We start from the raw sequence: 26,799 nt of genomic DNA, 5'->3' as shown, positions 1-26,799 counted from the left end.
AAGAAGAATTAAGAATTCGTTGAGGTTTGACCTGATTTGGCCTCCTCCAGCAATTGTTCAAGGCGTACTTTTCCGATCGTTTTCAGCAGGAAGTGATCGGCTAAAAAATCAGGTCGCAGGGTGCCTGAACGCAAGGCTTCATTCAAAAAAGTAAAGGTGTTTTCAGGATCATCGATCATGGCATAGCAAAGTGCTTTTTCGTAGGCTTGGTCACTCAGGGAGATTTTCTTTTGAAGTAGTCCCTCAATCCCTGAACGTTGAAAGATCGAATCTGCCTCTTCGGGAAAAAATTCACCGGTGATCAATCCATAATCCTTAAATGCTTCCAGTGCCCTGTTTTCTTTGTCTAAGGCATAATTAATACGAAATTCCAGCCAGGCAGTGAGCGGATGGTCAGCGATCAGTCCTGCCGCTTTGTGGTTTTCATTCAGGGCCTGCTCGAATTCACCGTGATTAAAATAGGTTTCTGCGCTGTAGTTGTTAATGACGAAAGACAGAGGATCCAGTTCCTGCGCTTTGTTCAGATGGTGACGCGCCTGCTCAGACCGGCCTGAGGCGTTGAGCAATGCTGCATAGTGATGATGCACCACTGAATAACTGGGATTGAAATCGATTGCCTGAAGGAAAGCATTTTCTGCCTTTTCCCAATCCCAGTCCAGGCGAAAATAAATATTTCCCAGAACGGTGTAAGCCTCAGACAGAGATTGGTCAAATGAAAGAGCATTCAAAGCAAGTTCGTGCGCCTGCTCTCTGCCAACCCTTCTGTCTATATAACCCTGGCAAGCCATAATACGATAAACACTGGCCATACCGGCATAAGCCAGACTGAACGACGAATCGGCCTCGATCGCATTTTCAAAATGGTTGATAGCACTTACGTAACCTTCTCCCGTTCCCTTCTTTAAAGCAATGGTTCCCAGTTGATAATATTCCAAGGCCTCGAGATTTGTGGTCCGGTTTTGTCTCAGGGAAACGGTCTCTGCTTCAGTGAGCACTTTCTTGAGTTCTGAAGCGATATCGACCGCTATTTCTGATTGAGCACTGAACAGATCGTTCACATCACGGTCATAGGTGCTTCCCCATACCTGACTGTCTGTTCCTGCATCGACAAGTTGAATGTTGATGCGAACCTTCTCAGCGTTGCGCTGAACACTGCCTTCCACGATATAGTTCACACCCAGTTCACCGGCTATCTGGGCGAGACTCTGATCTTTGCGGTCCCTGAAACGGTCTGAAGAGGTACGTGAAATCACGGTAAAACTGTCTACTCCCGATAAACGGTTGATCAGGTCTTCAGCCAGGCCATCGGCAAAATACCGGTTTTCCACCTCGTTGCTGAGATTGGTAAGGGGCAGCACTGCAATGGAGTTATCTTTAGTTGCATCTTTCTTTCCGAAATAGAACAGCCCGGCTGTGATGATGATGGCGAGCAGTAAAAGAACGGTCAGAAACATGCGCATGGCTGCAGCTGAAAAACGTTTCCGGGAAATTTTATCTGCCAGTGGACCAGGTGTACCTTCTTTTTCAGTTTGCTGAATCTCAGCAACAATATCTTTTAGGTCGAGCGTGGTGCCCAGTATGTGATCGTGAATCAGCTGGGGACGAGTACGGTACATTTCTTTCATCTCCCCGGGAGTATACCCGAAATAGTCGTGAAAACATTTGTGAAAATACGAAGGGCTGCTAAATCCTACCTTATAAGCGATTTCTGAAGTGGTCAGGCTGTCGTCGAGCAATAACTCAAGCGATTGTTTTAATCTGATCTCTCTGATAAAACGACTGACTGACTGACCCTTTAATTGCTTTAATTTTCGGTGCAGGTACGAGCGGCTAATGCCGGCCTCTTCCGATAGCTCTGTTACAGAGAAATCTTCGTTGTCCAGATTTGACAGCACGATCTCCCGCAGTTTGCGTAATAATGATTCATCCTTACTTTCCGGCATGGATATGTGCATGGATTTTCTGATTGATGATGATACTCATAAAGATACTAATTACTCTGCGGTTTACATCTTTTATAATTCTGTTTATCAGGCTGTTAACATAATTCCTGCCAATCGATGCCAAAGGGATGTCCTGATAAAGCCACTAGTATATGGACGTGATTTTCACACTATTGTTACAATTTTAAGCCTCCTTATGTAATTATTATAAATTAAAACTGTAATAATATAGATTATATTCTATATATTGAAGGTTCTTTTGAATCTAATTGAAACGCTTAATGATATACCTGGGGTTAACAGCCTTGTTTCTTGCACAGTTACGGGCACAATCTATCCGGCTCGATGAGCTGGGAGAAGATCGCCAATGGTTTCAATATAAAGGAATGCTTCGCGCGGGAGCTGTAATTTATGAGGGCACAGCCATGCGCCAAGCGTTCACTTACCTCTTACAAGGTAGCCTGAACATTACTCTGGGAGAGCTGTATCAGATTCCGCTTTCCTTCAGCTATTCGCAACAAAAATTTCAGACTCCGAACCCTTTCAGATTTAACCGTTTTAGTCTGAATCCGTCTTATAAATGGGTAAGTCTTCACCTGGGTGACGCCGTTATGAACTATTCCCCTTATACCCTTGGAGGGCACCGATTCACAGGGGTGGGTATAGATCTGGCACCTGTTGAAAAATGGAAGTTCAGTGCTATGTACGGCAGGTTGCTGGAAGGCGTTTCACCAACGAAAGTACAGCCGGGAGTATTTGAAAGAAAGGGATATGCCATGATGGGGCAATATGCCGACGCCGGAAATGAAATTAAGATCACCTATTTCCATGCATGGGATGTAACAGAGCCTCATTACAGGCAGGAAGCTTACATCGACCGTGCGAAATCGAATAAGGCGATCAGCCTTCTTGCGGCGACCCGTGTTTTAAAGAATATCGACCTGCAGCTGGAATACGGCGTATCGGCCCTCCGCAGAATGGAAAGTCTGATGGTTACCCAATCAGACCGTAATGATTCGATCGCAGAACGGCAGGGAGTTTCGTATTTCAAAGCATTGAACAGTCGCATTTCCTATGCCCTCGACAAGGGAGCTGTCGCACTTGCTTATGAACGGGTTGATCCGGAATATGAGAGCCTTGGAGCGTATTATTTTAATAATGATTTAGAGAACATCACTCTTAATTTCTCCCGTCAGCTTTTCGGAGATCGTCTCCGGTTTTCAGGTTCTGCGGGACTTCAGCGGGATAATCTGAAGGACCAAAAAAGCAGTCGCATGAACAGACTCGTTTCAGCGGTAAATACATCATTTACGATCTCCGATAAACTCAGCCTGACAGCCGGATACAGTAATTTCAAAGCCTACACCAACCTGAGAAAACCCGAAGAATATGCCGGGCAGGCGAGTCGCTTCGAGTCTCTGGACACCTTAAACTATTACCAGATCTCTCAGAACGGGCAGGTAAGTATCAATCGTTTATGGACTGATAAGGCAAAGCATGCCCATAATCTGTCGTATCAGTTCAGCATGCAGTCTTCTGCTAACCAACAGCAGGGAAGAAACATTGAAAATGGCGAAGCCTCTTTTTATAATCACAGTATCGCCTATGGAATTACCTATCCTGAAGTTGCAGTCTCCGCCGGGCTTACCGGCAATCTGACAATTGACAGAAGTCAGATCGGGGGAGGAACGGTCTATGGCCCTGCCTTTCATGCTGCAAAAAGGTTTCTGAAGACCATCAACAGCCGACTCTCCTTAGCCTGGAATCATACTCGCCGGTCAACTCAATCCGGCAGCAATATAAGTCTGTGTTGGTCGAATGACTGGACTTACAGGGAACGTCATCAGATCTCTTTGAACCTGTCAAGCCTTTTCAGGCGGTCGGCAGTTGTTCAAAATGACATTACCCTGGCGCTGAACTATGCCTACAGTTTTGATAATCTTAAACTACCGTCTGTTGATTTACCACCAACAGCCCGGGAGACATCAGCGACCGAAACGCCTGAAATTCGCATAGTTTACCGAGGGCTTCTTTTCGAAGGTTTACTGCCTGATGTCAGTCTTCAGTTGACAGTATTGAGAGACAGTACCGTGTTCAGGGAATTGTCGTTTTCGAGACTCAGCAGCGTTAACCTGAAGCTTGCATTGGTAAAAGAGCAGAAAGAACGGGAGTCTTATAGAATCAGGGCTTTGGATTATCTCGATGAGCTTTTCGGATATCTTGATTTCAGGGAAGCCTACGAAGGGTGGTATCTCGATGCCATCAGCCGTATCGTTGAAGCCATGCCGAGAACAGACAGGGTATTGGAATCGAGATTTGTTAACAGCCGCTCCGATCTGAACCTTGTCAGTAAGGAGTTGCAACCTGAAGAACAAACGGCCTTGCTGCGTTATCAGGAAGCTCGCTTGCGACTTGTAGCACACCGGTGGTTAGAGTCTGAGATCGGAGGTTTATCTGATGTGAAAGATTTCAGAAAACAGCAATTATTATTTGAATTTTTCCGGCTTGCTGAGCCGGAAATACTGGAAATGGTATCAAATGACGTCGACTCCGGAAAAATAATTTCCTATCTCGAAACGTCGCTGATCGACCATTTCTACCGCTGGTTCCGAACCGCCAAAGATTTTCCGGATCCTGTCCTGCGATATCATAAACTAACCCATTAGCATATGTCGATAAAGCGATCATTGATAGTATTCATTTGTTTCCTGAACATGCTCCCGGGCTTATCACAGATATACCCGGTGCGTACCACCGCCATTTTCAAACAGCCTGTACCCATCTATTTGTCGGCCTTTGCTGATCCAGTAAGGGCTGATCAGCTTCGATTACAGATCCTGCTCACTGATCTGGGTATAGAAAGTCGTGAAATACGAATTAAAATGTTTTTTCAGGGCAATGGCATTCGATTTCAGTCATACGAAGCGCTCCCTCTCACCTATGAGATACAAGGAGGGATACCCCTGATGCTCGATGCCTTCCAACTCGCACCCTATTTCAACCCTGAGAACACAGAGGGATTGATACAAGAGCACCTGGGAAAATCTGTTCCGGAAGGTCCCTATCAGGTATGTTTTGAAGTTTACGACCATGCCACCGGAAAACGAATTTCAGGCAAAGACTGTCAGAACCTGATGGTATTTCATAATGAACCACCGTTTCTGGTTCATCCTCAGCGCAATGCCATCGTACAGGTGCAGGATCTTCAGAATATTCTTTTTCAGTGGACTCCGCGTCAAATAAATGTGAGTAAGGTTTTATATGAATTGAGTATCGTTGAAGTATGGGATCACGGGATAGATCCTCAGACGGCGTTTTTGGGATCTGTTCCTGTATTCAGAACGGTAACCGACCGGCCATTTTATAATTACGGTCCATCTGATCCCTTGTTGCTTCCTGATAGAAGGTATGCCTGGCGCGTGCGCGTATTTCCCCGGGAAGGGGCGGAAGAGATCGGATTCTTCAAAAACGAAGGATACAGTGAGATCAACTGGTTTGATCATGTGAGCCCCTGCGAACCGGCACTCAATTCCTCCCATGAGGTAAAAGGTCAGCGGGAGGTTAATGTTTACTGGGAGAATCCCTTATCTGCACCTTCGGTACATATCGTTCGTTACCGGGAGCCCGGAGAGGGAAATCATTGGTTCTATGCCCGGTCAGCAGCCTCTTTTGTTACTCTTTGGGATCTTCGCCCGGGCACCGTATATGAATACCAGGTTTCCAGGAAATGTGAATTTTCTGAAAGTCGCTTCAGTGAACCAAGACATTTCACCACAGCGATCAATACTGTCAGTGACCTTTCTGACTGCGGTTTTTCTCCTGCCATAAAGGTAGCTACCCAGGTGCCGGTGAGCAATCTCAGGGCTCATGACGTATTTCATGCGGGAGATTTCCCTGTAAAGATTTTAGAGATTAGTGAGAGCGGTGGGCGTTATACAGGTCATGGTTATGCCACCATTCCGTACCTCGGCAACCTGAAGGTTCCGGTGAGATTTTCGAGGATAAAGGTGAATAAGGAATTTCAGCTCTACGACGGAATGGTCGTGACCGGATATGATAAGAACTGGACGAATGTGGCCGATATCGATGCTATTGCAGACGGAATCGAAGATCTTTCAGATATTCTTACCGGTGATGATCACCATGCGCTTCCTGTACTCCCCGGAGATATCTCAACAGAAGATATTCAGATCGATGAAGGTTCGATAATTATTCGTCTTAATGATGGTAAAGAGATACGGCTGGATCACGATGAAGGTGACACCTACCTCGTAACCGATGCTTCAGGCGACCAGTGGGAGATCGATGAAGAAGGAAATATCACCCAGGTCGGAGAAGGTGCGGAAGGCGGACCTGTGAGCGATTCCAATACAGAAGGGGTCTTTGAGGCCGATGGAGAAACCGAGATTGCTACGATCTTTGAAGATCAGGTTACGTTCCGGTTTCAAACAGACGAACGTTCACATTTTGCTTTTGATCCGGCTGAGAGTCTGAGAAATCCTTCAGCTTATCGGTATGTGCAAGATCAGAAGGGGGATAAGGTGTTTCCGCCGCATAAAGCCCTGGTCAGCGGAAAGGAAGAAGTGTTTTATGCTGATTATACCCTTAAGGATAGCACATTTTCCACGGAAAATTTGGTGGTCAAGACCAAAAGCGGGCGTGCAGTTGATATTACCATCGATACGATCAGATCAAGGATAAGCTTTAGAATGAGAGGACTTAATTCCCTTCTCAGCGAAGAACTCCTGATAACTTCCGGGTCTGACTCTATCAGCAAAAACAGGATCCATGCTGTATGTTTTCTTCACCATCTGAAGCAGCACAGACCGGTCAAAGTGCAGATGGTTTATGTGAATCAGCCTCATGGTCTTACCGGCCTAGAACCTGCACTCAATACGATTTTTTCCCCGGTCGGGGTGAATCTGCAGCTTGAGGAAGACAAAAGAATGCAGCTGTCTCCGTCTCAGTGGGATACTGAAGACCCCAATGGTATTATCGATCTTGGTAACAGTGGCCCTTTGGCCGATTATGCTCCTGAGCTCAGAAACTTCTTCAGGCTGTTCAAAGAATCCCATCCCGATTATGAAAGCGATGCATACCACATTTTTGTTCTCGGAAAGGACTTCAGAAACTCAAAAGCCCTGAAAGGATATATGCCCGTAGGCCGCCGATGGGGTTTCATTTTTCAGGAATCGTTACGGGATACTGATCAGGCGGATATCTCTAAAATGATCGCTCATGAACTGGGCCATGGAGTATTCGGTTTGGAACACAGCTTCTCAGGTCCCGGGGAGGCCGAAAGCGGACAGCATCTTATGGACTACGGGAAGGGGATATTTATCACACAGCAAGAGTGGGGGAAGATCAGTGAGGCAGAGCAGGTGATCAGTCTTTTTGAAGATGATACCAGTCAGGAGATCGGAAAGAAGATCTGGTTCACACCAAACTGGGAACCTTTTACCATTGAAGGAACAAGAACCATTTCTTCTGGCAGCATGGAAGGCGTTCCTCCAGGTACTATTCCGGGATTCAGGTACCGGGGCACTTATTATAATGCCCGTTTTGAAGAGGGCGTATTCACGGGTTACTGGTCAGACGATGATGATCTGTTTGAATACGAGGTGTTTAGTGGGCTTGCAGAAGATCAGAAGGTGTATCTTTTTGAGAACAGAGGCGGTTGCGGATTTAACCGTTACTACCAGTCTGAATACCGCCATTTGGAGATTTTCAGGGATTTGGATGATTTTGCGCAGACTGCAGAACTCCGGTTTATAGATGTGATTCCCTGCGCTGATAAGGAAGGAGCGCGCCTGATGCTTTTTGATACCCCGGTTTGTGATCTTACGGGAGAATCGGTGACCCTGGATTCGTTGGGCATCCGAAGGTCTTCAGAAATGATACGTGCTCACCTGAAGGCTCAGCCTGAGATACCTCAGTCCGTCGAAAGAAAACCAGGGGAGTACTACCATCTTGTCGGAACCCGGGAACATAATCTGGATGGAAAAGCCGACATCCTGGAAGATAAGTTCAGATTGCTTTATGAAAAAACCGGTGTCAGGGTGCTGGTGGTATTCTCTGAAGTGGATCAGAAAATGCATCCGGGTATCCGGGACAACTTTGCCGAGAGGGTACTGGAATCGGTCAGAGAGGAAATTACCGGCGACCTGCTGCTCATAACGGTACCGTATTTTAATCTGTATGGAAATTTCACAGAACAGCAATGCCTGCAACCCGGTTTTGCCCAGAGTAATGCAGAGGTAATTCCTGCCGAATTCATGAGCTTCAGGAAGGCTGCAGATCTGTACACCTATCTACTGGGTATTTTTGCAGCCGCTGAAAAACCGATGATGCTCAAGCGCTATTTTCTGAAGGCCGATGGGAGTCTTATCGATATGATCAGTCAGACAGACGAGGTAAGAGGTTTTCCCTTTATCAGTAAGATGGAGTTTTACGAGAGTCAGCGCCTGCAGGAAGCCGAGAAGCTCCGGGAAACCATCAGGTTGTGGAAGCAACGGGAAGAAGATTTTGCCGAAAACCCGCTTTATTTCAGTGAATTTATGCGTCTGAGAAATCAGTGGACGGCTCAGTACAATGCGATTTTGTTGAAAGCAGAGGAAGAGGAAACCGCCTCCTTTCGAAACAATGACCTGGCGTGGTGGAGTACAGGCGATTTCAAGCTGGGAAAACTGCGGGAAGTATTCATCGAAGACAGCCTGCTGGCTAATACCTATGTGGCGGCGCAGGTAAAAGGCGATTACCTTGAACGCTGGAAGGTTCTTTTTGCAAGATCCAGCCTGGAGGAAGATCATTTCTATGATTATGATCCGTGGATCCTGGTAGATACCCATTTATACCCGCTTTTCGATCTGGCCTCGCTGATCCCCGTGCTGGAAAGACCTGTGGAAGTGTTCGGACTGACCTATGCCAGTTACAGGAATGACCTGGAAGCCCAGGCCTTATATGCCACCTCCCTGGTGATTCCTTTCGGCGGATCGGCAGTGGTGCGCAACGGGGTAAAGAAGTTGGCAGACACTCCCGCTTCCTATGCAGCCGTGGGTTACAGAAACACCGATGAGGTGGTGATCGATCTTAAGAGTATCAGGAAAATCGGAGCAGGGGAGGTGCAGCTCACCCCTGTACTTACCTCTAATGCAGAAGCGGTTCCGTATGTCAGACAGAAGGTTGTTAATGATGAAGCGCTCAAAAAGCTGACCGCTTCATTGTTGAGAGAAACCGATATCCTGACCGAACGGGCCGCTTTCTGGAAACGAATAAAGGATGAACATTTTCCGAATGAAGACTGGAGTCAGACCGTTTTTGAGACGCATGGGCTTGTTTATGAGGAAATTGAAGTAAATAATTTTGACCTGATTAATGAAATGAGAGTTGTTGCGTCTAATGATTTTATTTTGAAAAAATTACCTGAAATAATAGAATCAGGATCAACGCTACCCGTTAAGACAAATGTTGAAGTTGGAAAGGAATTTTATAAATTAGTTCCTAAGGGTAATGAATTTAATTATTATTCACCTTATTACCTGGACCAAGAAACACTGGAATATTTACAGCATAATCCTTCTCAAATAGAATCGGTATTGGGGTTGCCTTTGAGTTCAGTATCATCACATTACGATGTTTATCGTGTAATATCTATTGGAGAAAGTTATTTTTATAGATCAAAGATAGCTTCAACCTCTCAATCAAGAATGACACCAAAAACAGACCCTTATAGGACTAAAGGGGGTGCTATTCAAAATATCATTTTGAATATAGACAACGATAATCTTTGGAAAAAGGAGTTTGAAAGTCCTCTATTTGTACTTGAACCTAGTGAGCTGCCAAATACATTTTAAAATGGGTAAAATAATAAAAATAGAAGAAAAAGCTTGGGAGTATGGACTATTCAAAGTTGATGAGAAATACTTGATTCATGTACCGATAGGTTCTCCAAGCCCGGGCTTTGACATAGTACATGAATTAAATACCGAAGAGATAGAATTGTACAATAAAGTAGGGATTAACGGTCTTATGAAGAGAATCGAAGATATGAAAGTCAACTACTATGATTATGAGATGCGATCCTGGAGATAGATATTTCGATTTCCCGTATTACGTTCCGGTATTGATCTTTCTCACCTCTTTATTTCACTTACCGGAAAGTTTGTGAACCTTATCAGCTTTTTTCACCAAAGAAAATCTCCCGAAACAGCTGGTTTTAATTTCTTTTCATTCGATTACTTCCCTGCTTTGTTGTAATTTTGCCCTTCGGTAAAAAAAATCAGGTATGAGAACGAAGTCGCTGAAAAAGAATAAGATCAATGTAGTTACCCTGGGCTGTTCCAAGAACGTGTATGACAGTGAGGTGCTCATGGGGCAGCTCAAGGCCAGCGGTAAAGAAGTGGTGCATGAAGAAGAAGGGAATGTGGTGGTGATCAATACCTGCGGCTTTATCAACAATGCCAAAGAAGAAAGCGTCAATACCATTTTGGAGTTCGTGGAAAAGAAAGAACAGGGACTGGTCGATAAGGTTTTTGTGACCGGCTGCCTGAGTAAACGTTACAAACCCGACCTGGAAAAGGAAATTCCTGACGTTGATCAGTATTTCGGAACTACCGATCTGCCGGTACTTCTCAAAGCTCTCGGCGCTGATTACCGCCATGAGCTGATCGGTGAACGGCTTACCACCACCCCCAAGAATTACGCTTACCTCAAGATCGCTGAAGGTTGTGACCGGCCCTGCAGTTTTTGTGCCATTCCCCTTATGCGCGGGAAACACCGCAGCACGCCGATCGAAGACCTGGTGACCGAAGCAGAAAAACTGGCTGCCAAAGGGGTAAAGGAACTCATCCTTATCGCACAGGACCTGACCTATTACGGGCTCGACCTGTATAAGAAAAGACGCCTGGCCGATCTCCTGAAAGCGCTCGTTAAGGTAGAAGGTATTGAATGGATCCGTTTGCATTATGCCTTCCCTACCGGATTTCCCATGGATGTGCTGGATGTGATCAAAGAGGAGCCTAAGGTTTGTAATTATATAGATATTCCCCTGCAGCATATCTCAGATAGTGTTCTCAAGTCGATGAGACGGGGTACGACTTATGAAAAAACCACCAACCTGCTCAAAGAATTCAGAAAAGCGGTACCCGGAATGGCCATACGTACAACTCTTATCGTGGGATATCCCGGAGAGACCGAAGAAGATTTTCAGTTACTGAAAGACTGGGTAACCGAAATGCGCTTTGAGCGTCTGGGATGTTTCGCGTACAGCCACGAAGAGAATACTCATGCCTATACGCTTGAAGACGATGTTCCGGAAGAGGTAAAACAACAACGGGCTTCAGAAATAATGGATATTCAATCCCAGATCTCCTGGGAACTGAACCAGGAAAAGACAGGAAAAACATTTCGTTGCCTGATCGATCGTAAGGAGGGTAATTATTTCGTGGGAAGAACCGAATACGATTCTCCGGATGTCGATAATGAGGTCCTGATAGATGCTGAGAAATACTATGTGAAGATCGGTGAATTTACCGACGTGATCGTGGAAGAGGCCGGAGACTTCGACCTGTTTGCGAAACCGGTTAACGCATAACATTCTGTAGTTCAGTTTTTTACGTATTAATAATGGAATTTGGTGTATCTTAGGTTTAACAACCAACCAATTTCCATTTATGTATTCCACCTCAGAAATTAAGGCTGCCCCGGTACGGCAACAGAAGCGTATCATTACCCTTGATGTCGTCAGGGGAGTGGCCCTTTTGGGTATATTACTGATGAATATTGCAGGTGTGGGTCTGGTCTATGCCTATGGAGACCCTTCTGTGTCAGGAGGTGATCAGGGACTGAATCTGCTGGTCTACAACATCTCAGATCTTTTATTTGAAGGAACCATGAGAGGCCTGTTTACCATGCTCTTTGGTACGGGTTTCATACTGCTGGTGAGTCGTATCGAAGCAAAAGGTCTTGGTGTGGTCAGTGCCGATATTTATTACCGGCGGGTGATCTGGCTGTTTTTATTCGGACTCTTTCATGCATGGGTAATACTTTGGTCAGGCGATATACTTTATCATTACGGTTTGTTTGGATTGTTTCTTTTTCCCCTGAGGAATACAAAACCGTTATACCTGTTTGCAGGAGGATTATTCCTGCTTTTTGTAGGGGTGTTTAATGATATTAGCCATTACCGGGATGCGGTTGATCTGCAGAAAGAGATCTCGGAAATCCAACAGGTGAAAGCTGCCGGTACCACCTCCTTAAACTACCAACAGGAGACCTCTGTAGCAAAATGGGAGGCCTTAAACCGGAAACCCACAGAACAGGAAATCAATTCGGCCCTTGAAAACCTGCGGGGTGATTATTTTTCTGCGCGTAAGCAGACAGCAAAACTGACCACCAAGCTGGAATCAACCTTTACGTATAATTTCTTTGTTTGGGATGTGATGAGCTTTCTGCTGATAGGGATGGCCTTCTTTAAGTGGGGAATTATTCAGGGGAGAAAAAAACACCGTTTCTACCTGATAATGATGCTGGCCGGATATCTAATAGGCTTATCCCTGAATTACTACGAACTGCAGGTCAAAACCGATAATAACTTTGATTCGTTGGCTATGTTGGAAGCTAACCGTACTTACCAGATTGGCCGGTTCTTTGTAACCATGGGCCACATAGGTCTTATCATACTTGTCATCAAATCAGGATTTCTTGGGTGGATCCAGCGATCCCTGGCTGCGGTGGGAAGAATGGCGCTGACCAATTATCTCATGCAGTCGATTCTGTGTACCTTCTTTTTTTATGGGTATGGCCTTGGTATGGTGGGAAGGCTGGAGCGTTATGAATTATATTACGTGGTCTTTGCAGTATGGATCCTACAGATGATTTACAGCCCTGTATGGTTGAAGTATTTCCGTTACGGGCCTGCAGAATGGCTGTGGCGCAGCCTTACCTATAAAGAAAAACAACCCTTCAGGAAAGCTGCCTGATCAAAGCTGCATTTTATAGTTTGTGTTTTGATGAAGATCGTTCCGGAATTGCTCGGCCAGCTCTTCATCACCTGCTTTTTCGGCAGCGTTTAACGCTCCCTTCAATGCATTGGTGCGGCCCGGAGCACGCTTTAAGGCCTTTTTATATTGTTTAAGTGCTTCGGTGTATCTGCCCCGGCTCATCAGCCAGTCTGCATATAATTCATGAGGGGGTTTTTGAACCACCGGCGGACCGTAACTGTAGCTCATGCTTTCGGCTACCAATATCGATCGTTTCAGTCTGTCTTCCGTTTCTTCCTGATCTCCTTTGGTCCAAGCCAGAAGACCCTGTAGCTGGTATAACATTACTTTGCTGAGATTCAGGCTGCTTTCATCTGTTGCTTCTCTGGTTATGTTGGAGCAGGAAACAAAACCTTTGCTCTCGTTTTCAAGCTGAAGGGATTCTTTCTGATAATCTTTTTCCTGAGACCTGATTACTTTCGCCAGCGTATTCTCATCCTTTCTTATAAAGGCTTTCATTCCTTCCAGAAAGCGATATTGAGATCGCACCGCCACATTGAGATCGGCAGTTTTAACATTGATATCGGCCACAGGATTTTCCCAGTCGTTGGTTTCGACCAAATAGGTGCCTTTCAGGAAGACCATATGGCTGCGCGCTCTTTTTGAAGGGGTGCTCGACATATAACCTTTCATGTCACGAACCATTTCTTCAGCTTCCCCGAAACGGCCTTGTTGCAGCAAACCGTATTCCAGCCAGTGGAAGGCGTGATAACCCCTTGCATCATCACCCAGAGACTTATCATTCATTCGTGTAAGACTGGCCTGATACGAATCCTCATTCGAATTAACCACTTGCTCCCACATACCCATGGCGACATAGATATGAGAAGGCATATGAAGGGCATGACTGGCATCGGGAGCTACCCGTGCATAGGCGTCTGCGGCATCGAGTGCTAAATGGGCGTGACCGGGATCATCATATGAGTGGATCAGGTAATGCAGTGCTCCCGGATGCTCAGGATTCTCTTCTAATATCTCTGAAGCGATATTCGCACCCTGTTCATACACTTCAACATCTCTTCCGTTCTCAACAGAACCCAGTAATGAGAGTGCATAGAACGCGCCCACTTCATGATTATCAGGATACTTATCATAAAGTTCCTTCATGAACGCGGCATAGTTTTTATCTCTTTCCGCCTTGGTTCGATCTTCTTCATACAAAACAGACAAAGATCGGATCAGGTCTTTTTCTAAGGGATGTTCGGCTTTAATCTTGTCATTTCCATAGAGCTTACTGAGCACTTCACGGGCCTTTTCCGTTTCCTGTTCTGACCATAAAGGATGATTGTAAGTCATTGCTTCACCCCAGTAGGCCATTCCCATCAAAGGGTCTTCTTCGATGGCTTGCCTGAAAGCTTGCCTGGCATCTTCATACTCAAAACTATGCAGCAAAAGCAGCCCTTCTTCAAAAGTTTCAGCAGCCATTTCATCACCGCTCACCTCGAAGGAAACGGAGCCCAGGAAAATCGTTTTCATATTATTTTCCTGTTTACAGGATGTCGCTATACATAAAATAGCGAACAGAAGAAGGGGGAATTTCATTTTCGTATGTGATTTTTGTCAACCAGATCTTACAAGGTTCAGTAAGGTGCTTGGGGAAAGTTTTACAGGCTGTATAACTATAACAAAAATATAATAAAAGTTTCGGTAATTGAAAACTTTAAGGCCTGGAAATCAGGTTGGTTGACTCATTCACAGGCCGAAAGCTTTTTCCACGGCTTCTTCGATGTCTTTGGGAATGTTTTTTTGGTTTTCTGTGATGACTCTTGACACACTTCTTTGCCAGACAAGCTCCCCGATCCGGGTATCAACCAAATGAATATCAAGCGTACCTTTTTTATAGGTTCCAACCGGGATCTCTTCACTTTCCCATTTGTAGTTCCGCTGCCCGATATACCTGGGTGCGTCGGTGATGAAGTCGGTTTGACGTGTTTGTACCTGCTCAGAAACTGCGATTCCAAGGTTTACCAGAAGTTCGGGATTGTCGTTTACCCGGCTTAGTCCCTTAGATTCCAGGGCTTTGGTGATCTGGCTTTTGATCAGCTCGATCTTCGGGTCGATGGTTTCAGCTACGATATCACCGGAGGTCTGCGTATCTGCGAAAGCAAAGGTCTCATACTGCTCAAAAGAGAAGTTGCGTTCTGTATAGCTATGAGTTATCTCTGAACCACTTGCGCATGACTGGAGAACCAGTATTATTAAAAACAGTTGGCAGAGAAACAGATGATGAGCGAATCGTTTCATTTACAGATGATTTTATTATGTTGATATTAAGTCTTTCTCAAATGTTGGGTTCTCTGTTTAAAGTTAAATTTTTTAGTGTTTACTCAGTTAACATGGAGTGTCTTTTTTGATGTGTGTTTCAAATGAGATATATATCTTTTTTTGTTTTTTCGGGAAATTAGTCGACCGTTCGTCACAATTATTTGTTTGGTTTAACATAATTTTTCATTTTTAGACAATGAATCAGAAGCGTCTCCCTCCTCAGCCACATTTTTTCATATCCTATCTCAGGGTTGGGCGTTTACTGTACTATTCCCTGGTGCTTTTTATTCTGGAGTCACTGGTATACTGGTTCTTTTTAAAAAAATCCTATCTGAGCGGCGGATGGAATATCATCACGGTATTCTGGTTTTGTTGTTTTCTCTTTTCATTCGTACACATATTTCTGGTTATGGCCGATGGCTGGTCGCGTTATCAGAACTATAAACGCGCCAAAGACCAGTTTTTCGAACACGGTTTTAAAACGCGAATCGCATCCTTGTATCTTGAGTCAAAGTGCCAGCGGAATGCTTGTATCGAAGCCGCTCGCGAACTGGGTCTCCATAATGAGGTCATCAGCTTCTATCACTCCAGGGGGGTGAGATGGTATCACTATATACCCTATTTCATGTTGAAGGATCCGTTCTTCATTATTCGTAAGAAATTTTGGGACCGTACCTTTCTTGAAAAAAATTACACCTCAAAATATGATTACCGGAAAATACAAATCGACCTCGCCCTATGATTATTGAGGGGATTGATCTTTCCAAATCTTACGGAAAAACAACTGCATTGAAGGGGGCTTCACTTCGATGTGAAAGAGGAAAGGTCTATGGTATTCTCGGCGTAAACGGAGCGGGAAAAACCACCTTGTTTAAGATTTTGCTGGGATTGCTCACCCCTGATACGGGGAAGGTTATCTACGACCAAAGCCACGTAAAACCATTGGGCGGGATCATTGAGAAGCCGGCCTTTTATGATTACCTGAGTGCCGGTGAAAACCTGAAGCTTTTTGCAAGGATACAGGGGGCCGCCTCATCAGAAGGGCATCTCGATGGTTTGTTGGAACAGGTGGGACTTCCTGTTACCCGAAAAGATCCTGTTCGTAACTTTTCAATGGGAATGAAACAGCGGCTGGGTATCGCCATCGCGTTGCTGAACGATCCCGGAGCTTTGATCCTGGATGAGCCTTTTTCAGGGTTGGATCCCAGGGGTATTAAAGAGCTCACTGTACTGGTCAGGAAACTGGCGGTTGAAAAGGGCTTGGCAGTACTGATATCCTCCCATATGGTTGAACAGATTCAACAGGTCAGTGATGAATTATATGTGATCAATGACGGAGAGATCATTAAATCAGGTAAAACGGCTCAATTGATAGAAGAGAGTATCAGGAGTTATAGAATTTGCGCGCCTCATCTCGAGATTTCAGCTTTGTTAAAATCTTATCAGCATGAATTTCGAAGTGAAGATTGCGCCGAGGTGGTTGTCAGCTCCCAGGAGATCGGAAAGCTGGTGGAAGGACTGGCCGGTGAAAGGATATTCATTCATTCCTGTATTCCGAACATAGATATTAACCTTTTATTCGAACGTCGCGTATGATGCGCTCCTTATTATGGGCCGAAACCTACAAACTCTTTAAACAGGAGCGAACCTGGTATGCCGTGGTTGCCATCTTTATCATTGAGGTGATCGTACTTATCGGTGCCTACTACCAGGGTAGTAACATTATCGATATCTTGTTAGACAATCTTAAGGAAAGCTTTTATTTCGAAGGAGAGCTGCTTAATGGAAATCTGCTGATCTATCTGATCCTTAATTCGATGTGGTTTAATTTTCCACTCATACTGATGATCGTGATCAGCGGCCTGTTGACCACCGAATACAAAGACAATACCCTGCAAGCCATTTTGCTGCAACCGGTCAGTAAAAGAAAACTGATCCAGGCAAAGTATATCATTGCCACCCTCTTTACGGTCGCAATGGTACTGTTTCTCTGTGTCAGTGCTTTTGCTCTTTCGTATCTCTTTTTTGGTTTTGGAGATCTGGTGGTGTATCTCGATGAGCTGAATTTCTTTACTCATCAGGAAGCCAGGAACCGGCTCATAAGTGCCTTTATCGCCGGCATGTTCCCTATGGTTTTCTATTCACTCAGCAGCCTTACCATTGCTGTCTTTTTAAAAGATACGCTCAAAACCTGGATCGTTTCGGTGCTCTTTCTGATCATATCAAACGTATTGCTTAAATTCGATTTCAAGGTGTCTGTGTTGAACAGGTTCTTCTTTGCCAAACTCAATGATACCTGGCAGTATTTTTTTCTGTACGAGATACCTCACTTGAAGATTTGGGTGAACTGTCTTGTATTAAGTCTTTACATAGCAGCACTGTCGTTTATTGGTATTCGTACCTTCATAAAAAATGATATAGGATGAAACGGTTGTTTTATTTTTTCATGTTCATGTGTTCAGTTACGACGCTTTCCCAGGAGATCGATAAAGATCTCTTAAAGGTCAGAGAGCGAATGACTGATATTTCCGGCTTTTCAGCAGAAGTGAAAATGAAGGTTGACATCAGTTTTATCAATATGCCGGAAAAGCAGGGCACACTTCATTACAGCAGGGGGAAGCCGGTTACCTTTGATTCAGATGACTTTATAATGATACCGAAGCGGGGGTTCGATTTTTCTTTGGATGCCTTGTTCAGTTATCCCTTTATCACGGTTGACCGGGGAGAAGAGATTCGTGATGGGCGTGCATTGAAACATATCAACGTTATTCCAACAGACGACAGGGCCGACTTTTCCATCGCCTCTCTTTTGATCGATACAGAAAGGCATCGTATCGTAGAATCTACCATAAACACCCTGAAAGAGGGAGCTTTTAAAGTGGAGATGCAATATGCCGATAATGAAGCGGTTTTACCCCGGAATGTAGTGGTATCATTTGAGGTTGAAAAAATTCGGATTCCCTTGAATTTCATGGGTCGTGATACCGAAATCGATCGTAAATCGATGAGACAGGACGGGCCTAAAGAAGGTAAAATATTTCTTGAATTCACCTCCTATGATATAGAGGTCAGGCCCTGAAAGGGGAAAAACCGCTATCGCTCAGGCCCGATCTGAATTCCCTGATTCCGCCGTATGAAGGGTGTCTGATAGCTAAATGATAAATGCCTGCTTCCTGCAGGGCTTCACTGGATTTTTTTCCTATGGTGATCACAGTTTTTATTTCGAAGATTTTCAGCAGCTCTTTACAAACGGTAAGGCCCTTTCTCAATTCGCTTTTCATAGGGGACCTGTTGCTTGATTTATTACCCTTTCGATAAGGATGAAAAGGAAAGATGTTCCATAAAAGGGGCAGTTTCTCATACCGGTTGAGCTCATTCCATACCACGCTGGCAGTGCGTTCTCCGGTGGGAAGTACCGGCTTCTTTCTTTGTAATGCGAGAGGAATAAAGAACCTGTGAGTCTTCAGTATTTCCGGACTGGTAAAGGGAATTCCTGTCAGGGCTGCACCTTTATACCCCGGGGCCTCCCCGATAAGCAGGGTGTCTGGATTCAGCGGATACATCTGTATGAGGTACCATTCCAGGTTTTGCAAGCGTTCTTTTGCTGACATATCACCTTGATATATCAGGTTAACCCGGCTTAATCCTTTTCCCTGTTTCTCAAGCTGTGAGAAAAGATCACTGAATGATTCACGCATATCTTAAAAGATACACAAATAATGGGCAATGCGTGTATAAAAAAAGGCAACCGCGAGGTTGCCTTTATATACTTCTCCGGATTTTTTACCTGTTGCCCACCATAAACAGGGCATTGGTGAATATGAGTTTTCCGTTTTCCCAGAATCCTCTGAAAAGCGGATTGTCGACCAGGTAGATCATCTGACCACTTCCCAGGCGCTCAGAACCATAAATAAGACTGTTCTTTTGCAGCTTTTGGGCTTTGTGACCTGCAAAGCCTGAAAGAGGGATCTCTGTTTTGTCGATATAAACAGCATTGTTCCCTTCAAGATATTCGTAGGCTCCTCCGCTGAGCTTAAGACTGTAGTAGGCGTCATCATAACCATAGGCAAGCGGATCGGTATTATCAACCCTGGCTTTGAATATGGCGCCCGTGATCATATTTTGAATGTAATCGCGTCGGCCTGAGTTATAGGCTGCCGGTTGCATAATACTATCGGCAGACTCCTCATGTTCTTTAGTCTTAATGCTCAGGCCGTCGGTGTCTGTGAAAAGACCAGCCGACCGACCGATAGTGATCAGTTTTCCACCGTCTTTCACCCAGGAGATCAGTTTGTCTTTGACTCCATCCTCCAGGCTGTAAGCCTCAGGAATAACGATTACCTGGTATTTGTGCAGATCGACTTCCTCGAAATATGACAGGTCGAGAACACTTACAGGGAATTCCAGCTGCTGTTCAAAGAAGTGCCACACCTCTCCGAAGTTCAGAGTAGATACAGAACCGCCGGCAAGTACTGCGATCCTGGAATCCGGAATCATTTTTACAGATTCAGAACCAAGGTCATGACCTTTATCTACAAAACCGGTACGGGCAGAATAGATGCTCTTACCAAACTCATTGGCTGCTTCTTCCAGCAATACCTGAAAGTCATCAATATTTCGATTGTCAAGTCTGGTGATAATCAGCGACCCTCGCCCGAACTCTTTTTCATTAAGAGTAAAAGGCTCTTCGTTATACCTCACCCTTAATCCTTCTTTCATTAGAAACGCCAGGAATCGAGCATCTTTCATGCTGTTCCAGTCTGTGATATAGGCATAGGCATCGCTGTCTATCTGAACATCAGCTTCAGGCAGAGATATATCAGAGCCGACATCGATAAGGCGTTCGCTTGCCACGGCATTTAATCCGTAAGCATAGGGCAGCGACCAGGCGGTAATATCATAGGTAAGAGAATCACTTAATTTGGTTTGTGGCTCAAAAAGAACCTTGACCAGGGTTCCATGTGGCTGATCTGTGCGAACTACCAGTTTCAGATCATCACCTTGCAACCTGCTGTCGGTACGGGTGTCAAAGGAAAATCCGCGTACGTTATCACTGTTGGTAAAGCCGTATTTGATCTCATGCTTATCAAGCAGGGAAGTAAGTGCCTCCAGCTTGTCTGAGTCTCCCTGCATGACATAACTTTTATATTGGTAGTTATCCTTTTCACGGTAGAATCGGTTGAACTCTTCATTGAGCCTTCCTGCATTCTGAGATGAGACCTCTACGGTAGATAATCCGGTAGTGTAATGATGGGCGATCCGGTCTTTCAGGGTCAGGGTATCACCATAAGAGGTAATAATTCCCAGTCCGGCCCTTCCGCTGCCTCCCTGCTCATAGGTCATGCCTATTCCACCGTTATAGGTAGGGTAGGTATCGCCATAGCTCGGGTATAGCAGGTCGAAAACTTCCTTGGTAAAATAAAACCAGCCCTTTTCGTCAAAGTAACGGGCATGATTCTTTCCTATGGTTACCTGGAATTCGCGTTGCCAATCGGTAATGACTTCGTGAAGGGGTTCTGCTGCCGGTGCAAAATAATAGGGTTCATTGACGCCCTGTTCATGGAAGTCAACGTGTATGTGAGGCAGCCACTGCCTGAAGAGTTGCAGTCTTTGCTGGCTTTCCACCTGAGTAAGCCAAACCCAATCCCGGTTAAGGTCAAACATATAATGATTCGGTCTGCCGCTCAGCCATGGCTCGTGATGTTCCTTGCTGTTGGGGTCGGTTTGGTATGGGTGGTTTCTGAACTGTTTGTACCAGTTTACATAGCGGTCACGCCCGTCAGGATTAATACAGGGGTCAATAACAACTACCGTGTTTTCAAGCCATTCGCTTTTTCCGGTAAGGAGTTCGTAGGCGGTGATCATGGAGGCCTCTGTACTTACACTTTCGTTTCCGTGAACATTATAGCTGAGCCATACGATTGCTTTATCTGAAGCGCTGCTGCCCTCAAGTGCCTTCATGTGTTCAGTACGGATGTCTTCCAATTGGTCCATGTTTTCAGTACTTGAGATAAACACGGCCATAAGCGGTCGCCCCTCGTAGGTTTCGCCATAGGGGACGAGCTTCACCATTTCCGGAGCCTGTTCTGCCAGGTGTTCGTAGTAGGAAGTCACTTTGTGATGACGGGTGAATTCGGTTCCCAGTTCATAACCGAGGAACTCGGCCGGACTTTGAAGTTGCTGTGCCTGAGAGCCTGCGGTGATTACCAGTAAGAAAAGGAATAAAAGTCTTCTCATGTGTTTGTTATTTGTTAGCCTTTCAAAACTACTAATAAATTTTTCTTGACTTTTATCTTAACGAATTTTTAGCAAGACATCTGATCGAAGGACAGTATCTTTAAAATTTTTATCAGGCCGGGGCACTCGCTGAAATACACCAGAAACCTTATTTTTGACCTCACCGAAGTGTGACCTGAAAAAGGCCCCGTCAACTATAAGCTGTAACGCTATGTCAAAAACCTTTATAGATCCCTGTAAAACGGGCTATTTTTCCAAACTGATCTGTGACTATATAGAGGAGAAGGACTCATTAAAGCCTTTTTATAACCGTTTCCCGGTGCTTTCCGGCTTCAGGCAGCAAATCGAAGAGAAACGGCAGAATTTCGACCATGCGAACAGGAAGGTGCTGGTGAGGGTGCTTAGGAATCAGTACAGTCACCTGGACCTGTCAGAAGCTACCGATGCCAACCTTGAAGCACTCCTGCAGGATAATTGCTTTACCATCACTACCGGACATCAGTTAAATCTTTTTACCGGCCCCTTGTATTTCCTGTATAAGATTGTCTCTACCATTAAGCTCACCGATCAGTTGCAAAGGGAATATCCCGATCAGCGTTTCGTACCGGTATACTGGATGGCGACCGAGGATCATGATTTTGAGGAGATCAATTTTTTTAATTTCCACGGAAAGACTTTCAGATGGAGCGGCCCGGGTACAGAGGAGGAAGGAGGAGCCGTTGGGCGACTCCCAACGGAAGGACTGGATAAGGTCAGCGAATTGCTTCGTCAGGAGCTTGGAAAAGGAAGTTCAGCCGAAAAGCTACTCGATTTATTCGAACAGGCATATATCAAACACTCGAATCTTGCTGATGCTACGCGTTTTCTGGCAGATGCGCTTTTCGGGGAATACGGTTTGGTAATAATCGATGCCGACAACAAAGAACTTAAATCGCTCTTTGAACCCTATATGGTAAAAGAGCTGAAAGAGGAGGTGACATACAATTCGGTCTCAGAGACTATTTCTGAGCTACAGAAGACCGACCCTGATTATACCATACAGGTAAACCCCAGAAATATCAATCTATTCTACCTGGAAACCGGTCTCAGGGAGCGGATTTTTCATGACGGAGACCGCTATGGTGTAACTGATACCGAAAAGGCCTGGAAGGAAGATCAGTTGCTGAAGGAAGTTCATGAGCATCCCGAGCGCTTTTCTCCCAATGTTCTCATGCGTCCTTTATATCAGGAGGTGATATTGCCCAATCTTTGCTATATCGGTGGTGGGGGAGAGCTGGCCTACTGGTTGCAGCTGAGGCACGCATTCAATGCCTTCGAGGTGACCTTTCCGGTATTGTTGCTCAGAAATTCGGCGCTGATCATGACAGATAAACAGCGGGATAAATTGAAGAAGCTACAGATCGGAGACCAGCAATTGTTTTTAGATCATCATGCCTTTATCAACAGGAAGGTGAGGGAGATCAGCGATATCAATATAGACTTTACGCCTCAGAAAGAACATTTGATCAAACAGTTTGAAGAGTTGTATTCCCTTGCCGAGAAGACCGATAAATCATTTTTGGGTGCGGTTAAAGCCCAGGAGGTAAAACAGCTGAAGGGTCTTGCCAAGCTTGAGAAACGGTTGCTCAAAGCCCAGAAACGTAAATTGTCTGACCAGGTGGAGCGAATGACCGAACTCAGAAATGAATTATTTCCGAATGGCAACCTTCAGGAACGATCTATAAACTTTTCGAACATTTATCTTGAACATGATCAGGAATTCATCAGGATACTGTTCAGAGAGTTGGAGCCATTGAAAAAGGACTTCACTATACTGTCCTTATAAAACCGGACAGGCGCCATAATAATACAGGAATTAAGGTACCATGAAGCTGCTTTGCCAGTCTTTGGTCGACTCCCGGTTAAATTGCAGTCGTATGTGATTGGGCCTCTTTAGCTGCAGGTATTCCAATTTTTTTGCCTTGATATACATGATGGTGAAATGATTGGTGTTCTCCAGGTATTCCACATTGTCAGGGTTGTCAATCTTGGTTCCCGGTTCCTTGCTGGTAATATAATCTTTCCGGCTTTTTTCTGAAATCGACTTCCATACCCGGGCTATCTTTTCTTTATCCTCTTCAAGGTAGGCGATACCTTCAATTTTGAGCTGTAGCAGCTCGTCGTGTTTGTAGAACAGCAGACATACCTCATTGTGTTCCTTGATATGGGTTACTTTGCGGGATCGTTTGTCGGTATAAATGGTGAATTTCAATTCGTCACTGACCTCTCGGAGCACCACCGTTCTTAACCTCGGAGTCTTGGTGATCCCTGTGGTTCCAAGGGTGAAATACCGAAAGGGATGGTCGTTGTTTTCGGTAGCTTCCTTCAATTCTGAAACAACTTTTTTAAAGAAATGGTCAGTCACGATAGTACTTTTTATAAAGATAAGAAATAAGCTAATAAATACATAAAATCATACCTTTGTCGGAAAGCTTCAGAATATGCATAATATCGATATAGATTTGGTTGAAATGACCCTTGATGTCATGAAGTATGCCATTAACAGGATCACCAATACCGCACCTGAACTGGGCCAGCCGAAAAAGGAGCAGGAATTGCAGAAACTGGTGGGTGAAACCATCACTCCTGAGGGTATCGGAGGTGAAAAAGCATTCCAGTTATTTCGCGATGTACTCATTAAAGCGACGGTCCCCATAGATCACCCACGGCATCTCGCTTTTGTGCCGGCATCTCCCACCCGGGCTGCCGTTATGTTCGATCTGGTTACTTCTGCTTCAAGTATACATGGGGCTTACTGGATGGAGGGTGCCGGAGGTATATTCTGTGAGAACCAGGCTATGAAGTGGTTGGTTTCACTGACCGGACTTCCTGAAGGAGCCTTTGGAGTTTTTACAAGCGGGGGAACGGCCGCCAATCTTTCCGCTATGGTTACCGCCAGGGAAAACTGGAGAAAAGACCCGGCAAATCGCGGTGAAAAAGGTCTTATTATCACCTCTATAGGGGCGCATTCCTCTATAAAGGCCATGGCTAAGGTGATCGATGCTGATGTTTTGCTGGTTGATACAGAAGATCGCATGACACGAGAGCTGCTGGCAGAAAAGATAGAGTCTCTCGACGACCATCAAAGAAAGCGCCTGTTCGCGGTGGTGGCTACAGGTGGCACCACCAATGCAGGGATCATCGATCAGTTAGACGGGGTAGCTGAGGTCTGTGAGCAGGAATCACTCTGGTTCCATGTGGATGCTGCTTATGGAGGAGGGGCATTGGCGGCTGATTCTGTCAGGCACCTGTTTAACGGGATAGAAAGGGCTGATAGTATTACTATTGACCCGCATAAATGGTTGTTTTCACCTTACGATTGCGGAGCCATCATTTATAAAAAACCGGAACTGGCCAAAGAAGCACATTCACAGGAAGGTTCTTACCTTGAGATATTTAAAGATGAAGGAGCGCAGGGATTCAATCCGTCTGATTATCAGATACAGCTAACACGACGGGTTCGTGGGCTGCCATTGTGGTTTTCCCTGGCCATGCATGGTACCGATAAATACAAATGGGCGATAGAACGGGGAATCGAACTGGCCGGTCTGGCAGGGGATATTATTCGCCGGGACGATCATGTAGAACTGGTTCGGGATCCCAGTTTATCGTGCGTGCTTTTCAGACGAAAAGGCTGGACCCCTGAAGATTATCGTGAATGGACTTACCGCAACCACCGTGATGGTTTTGCGCTTGTAACTCCGACCAAATGGAGAACGACTTCAGGCTATGAGACCGTGGCGCGGTTTTGCTTTATCAATCCAGACACCACCACTAAAGATATTGAGGCGATCATCTCATCGATGAAATAGCTTGCATCGGGATTAAAAATTATCTGGTTGGGATTATTGTTCCTTTTCAGGAGTTATCTTAAAGAGCTCTCCCAGACTGATGTTTAATCCGAGCAGGAATCTCCATCGTGCATTTTTGATGGTGAAAGAGTTTTGTGGTAGAAGATTGCTCAGAAAGGGAACATCCCGTGCCGGTTCGAATATCTGGCGTCCTACGCTATGTACCAAACCCAGCACGACATCCAGATTATTGAATCTGAAGTTCATTCCTCCACCAAAGTGATAATTGTCGAAAGCTATTGCATTCGAGATTCCGATTCCGCTTTGGTCACCAAGCAATTCATCTGCTTCCCGCAAAGGGGAAAAATCTGTGGAGAAGCTCAGGAAACCTGATGTCTCTTCGTTGAAAAAAATCTCAGCACCAGTGCCAAAATTGATTACCGTTCTTCTTTTTTCCCGGAAAAGGAGAACGGCATTGTTTCCCGTTTCACTACCGAGTACCGGAATATCGATCCGGTCGTAAATCTCCACAGGAGCATACCAGCTTGCATTGAGATGAAATTTATGCCGTTTCCATGGTATTCCTGCGCCTATGTTTATACTGAGAGGTGTTTTATGGCGACTTGAAAGATCGGCCAGGTCATCTATGATAATTCGATCTTCACCTTCGGTATTACTAAGAACTTCGTCAAAATAAAAGCTGCTCTTTTCATAAATCTCGAGATAAGGAAGATCGAGATTTATTCCTAATTCCCAGCCAGGTAAAATCCATGCAGCGCCCACTTTACCATAAATGCCATATGATCTCTGCGAAAAGTTCATGTTAGATTCGTATACAGATACCTGGTTATCCTGGTTTTGCCTGACCAGACGCAGAGCATCACCTCCGCTATAGCGATAAGAGGAGGCAAAGAGGGAGAAACCTATAGCGACATTTTCTGAGATAGGGTAGGCCCAGGTCAACCCAAACCAGTCTTCACGTAACTTGTTATTTAGACTCAGGGAAAGACTTTCCTGGTTGTCTTCGGGTAGGATTTCCTGGGCTTCGGTTTTTAAGAGCCCGGAATTGTAATTTAATGAAAGGTCTACGCGGTTTCGGGATATGGAAGAGTAATAAAAAGTGGTCCCTAAGATATCTATGCTTCCTGCCAGCATACCCGGCAATCCGTTAAAGTTAGAAGAGGTGAACCGCTGTTCCGGCACCAGATTTTCAATAGTGAGGTTGTTCCATTCATAGAGTTTTCCTTGTATTAAAAAGCCCGGATTTTCTATCAACGCCAGACGAGCAGGGTTATAATAAACGGCTCCCAGGTCATCAACACTGCCGGTGACATTGCCATTGAGCAATACAGATCTGTTTCCGAAATTCTCGTATTCGTAGCCTCTTTGAGCTGAAGCTCCCACTATGAATAACAAGAAGGTTACCAGGATAACCGATGTGGCAGTTCTTTTATAGTTATACATGCACCTTATTAAGTTGTCAGG

18 protein-coding genes are annotated in these 26,799 nt (G+C 45.1%); 11 read left to right on the top strand and 7 right to left on the bottom strand.

What is annotated here, in order from left to right:
* Positions 1-8: 8 nt before the first annotated feature.
* A complete protein-coding gene (locus K7R10_RS10270) occupies positions 9-1,955 on the bottom strand; it encodes a helix-turn-helix domain-containing protein (RefSeq protein WP_224484621.1) in 1,947 nt (648 codons plus the stop codon).
* A 269-nt stretch (positions 1,956-2,224) separates the two neighbouring features.
* Between K7R10_RS10270 and K7R10_RS10265 the strand changes: the two genes are divergently transcribed.
* The 5 genes from K7R10_RS10265 (at position 2,225) to K7R10_RS10245 (ending at position 12,922) form a co-directional block, all read left to right on the top strand.
* Entirely contained in the window at positions 2,225-4,609 is a 2,385-nt protein-coding gene (locus K7R10_RS10265) for a hypothetical protein (RefSeq protein WP_224484620.1), read from the top strand.
* A 3-nt stretch (positions 4,610-4,612) separates the two neighbouring features.
* Positions 4,613-9,796: a fibronectin type III domain-containing protein gene (locus tag K7R10_RS10260; RefSeq protein WP_224484619.1), complete on the top strand. Its 5,184-nt coding sequence runs from the start codon at positions 4,613-4,615 to the stop codon at positions 9,794-9,796.
* 1 nt (position 9,797) lies between these two features.
* Positions 9,798-10,034 (top strand): hypothetical protein, encoded by a 237-nt coding sequence (locus tag K7R10_RS10255; protein WP_224484618.1) that lies wholly within the window; start codon positions 9,798-9,800, stop codon positions 10,032-10,034.
* Between the two features lie 193 nt (positions 10,035-10,227).
* Positions 10,228-11,535 carry a 30S ribosomal protein S12 methylthiotransferase RimO gene (rimO, locus tag K7R10_RS10250; RefSeq protein ID WP_224484617.1) on the top strand — a complete coding sequence of 436 codons (1,308 nt, stop codon included), beginning with the start codon at positions 10,228-10,230 and terminating at the stop codon, positions 11,533-11,535.
* A gap of 79 nt (positions 11,536-11,614) precedes the next feature.
* The gene (locus K7R10_RS10245) at positions 11,615-12,922 is read left to right on the top strand and encodes a DUF418 domain-containing protein (protein ID WP_224484616.1); all 1,308 of its coding nucleotides are present in this window, start codon (positions 11,615-11,617) and stop codon (positions 12,920-12,922) included.
* On the opposite strand, the gene K7R10_RS10240 is transcribed toward K7R10_RS10245, so the two are convergent.
* Together K7R10_RS10240 and K7R10_RS10235 are read right to left on the bottom strand one after the other, a co-directional pair.
* On the bottom strand, positions 12,923-14,458 hold the full coding sequence (locus K7R10_RS10240; RefSeq protein ID WP_224484615.1) for a tetratricopeptide repeat protein: 1,536 nt from the start codon (positions 14,456-14,458) through the stop codon (positions 12,923-12,925).
* Positions 14,459-14,674: 216 nt separating this feature from the next.
* Complete coding sequence (locus tag K7R10_RS10235) at positions 14,675-15,226, bottom strand: DUF4136 domain-containing protein (protein ID WP_224484614.1); 552 nt, start codon at positions 15,224-15,226, stop codon at positions 14,675-14,677.
* 217 nt (positions 15,227-15,443) lie between these two features.
* Between K7R10_RS10235 and K7R10_RS10230 the strand changes: the two genes are divergently transcribed.
* From K7R10_RS10230 to K7R10_RS10215, 4 genes are read left to right on the top strand one after another with little or no spacing between them, the layout of a single operon-like run.
* A complete protein-coding gene (locus tag K7R10_RS10230) occupies positions 15,444-15,989 on the top strand; it encodes a hypothetical protein (protein ID WP_224484613.1) in 546 nt (181 codons plus the stop codon).
* Positions 15,986-16,843, top strand: a complete 858-nt coding sequence (locus K7R10_RS10225) for an ABC transporter ATP-binding protein (protein WP_224484612.1) — start codon at positions 15,986-15,988, stop codon at positions 16,841-16,843. The genes K7R10_RS10230 and K7R10_RS10225 overlap by 4 nt, the downstream gene beginning before the upstream one ends.
* Positions 16,840-17,673 carry a DUF2705 family protein gene (locus K7R10_RS10220; RefSeq protein WP_224484611.1) on the top strand — a complete coding sequence of 278 codons (834 nt, stop codon included), beginning with the start codon at positions 16,840-16,842 and terminating at the stop codon, positions 17,671-17,673. Before K7R10_RS10225 ends, K7R10_RS10220 begins: the two co-directional genes overlap by 4 nt.
* Positions 17,670-18,326 carry a hypothetical protein gene (locus tag K7R10_RS10215; protein WP_224484610.1) on the top strand — a complete coding sequence of 219 codons (657 nt, stop codon included), beginning with the start codon at positions 17,670-17,672 and terminating at the stop codon, positions 18,324-18,326. The genes K7R10_RS10220 and K7R10_RS10215 overlap by 4 nt, the downstream gene beginning before the upstream one ends.
* Here the strand turns inward: K7R10_RS10215 and K7R10_RS10210 are convergent.
* Positions 18,316-18,858, bottom strand: coding sequence for a uracil-DNA glycosylase (locus K7R10_RS10210; RefSeq protein ID WP_224484609.1), 543 nt, complete (start codon positions 18,856-18,858; stop codon positions 18,316-18,318). The two genes, K7R10_RS10215 and K7R10_RS10210, sit on opposite strands and share 11 nt — an antisense overlap.
* Positions 18,859-19,030: 172 nt before the next feature.
* Complete coding sequence (locus K7R10_RS10205; protein WP_224484608.1) at positions 19,031-21,484, bottom strand: M14 family metallopeptidase; 2,454 nt, start codon at positions 21,482-21,484, stop codon at positions 19,031-19,033.
* Between the two features lie 211 nt (positions 21,485-21,695).
* Here K7R10_RS10205 and bshC point away from each other — a divergent pair, with 211 nt between their 5' ends.
* On the top strand, positions 21,696-23,309 hold the full coding sequence (bshC, locus tag K7R10_RS10200) for a bacillithiol biosynthesis cysteine-adding enzyme BshC (protein WP_224484607.1): 1,614 nt from the start codon (positions 21,696-21,698) through the stop codon (positions 23,307-23,309).
* Positions 23,310-23,339: 30 nt separating this feature from the next.
* On the opposite strand, the gene K7R10_RS10195 is transcribed toward bshC, so the two are convergent.
* Positions 23,340-23,888 carry a pyridoxamine 5'-phosphate oxidase family protein gene (locus tag K7R10_RS10195; protein WP_224484606.1) on the bottom strand — a complete coding sequence of 183 codons (549 nt, stop codon included), beginning with the start codon at positions 23,886-23,888 and terminating at the stop codon, positions 23,340-23,342.
* A gap of 76 nt (positions 23,889-23,964) precedes the next feature.
* On the opposite strand from K7R10_RS10195, the gene K7R10_RS10190 reads away from it, so the two are divergent.
* Positions 23,965-25,335 (top strand): pyridoxal phosphate-dependent decarboxylase family protein, encoded by a 1,371-nt coding sequence (locus K7R10_RS10190; RefSeq protein ID WP_224484605.1) that lies wholly within the window; start codon positions 23,965-23,967, stop codon positions 25,333-25,335.
* 33 nt (positions 25,336-25,368) lie between these two features.
* Here the strand turns inward: K7R10_RS10190 and K7R10_RS10185 are convergent, their stop codons facing one another.
* Positions 25,369-26,778, bottom strand: a complete 1,410-nt coding sequence (locus K7R10_RS10185) for a porin family protein (protein WP_224484604.1) — start codon at positions 26,776-26,778, stop codon at positions 25,369-25,371.
* Between the last annotated feature and the right edge of the window lie 21 nt (positions 26,779-26,799).

This window comes from Robertkochia aurantiaca (genome assembly GCF_020166495.1).
GTDB classification, from domain to species: Bacteria; Bacteroidota; Bacteroidia; order Flavobacteriales; family Flavobacteriaceae; genus Robertkochia; species Robertkochia aurantiaca.
The sequence above is the reverse complement of the archived record's forward strand: the minus strand, read 5'-3'. Positions and strand labels throughout refer to the sequence as shown.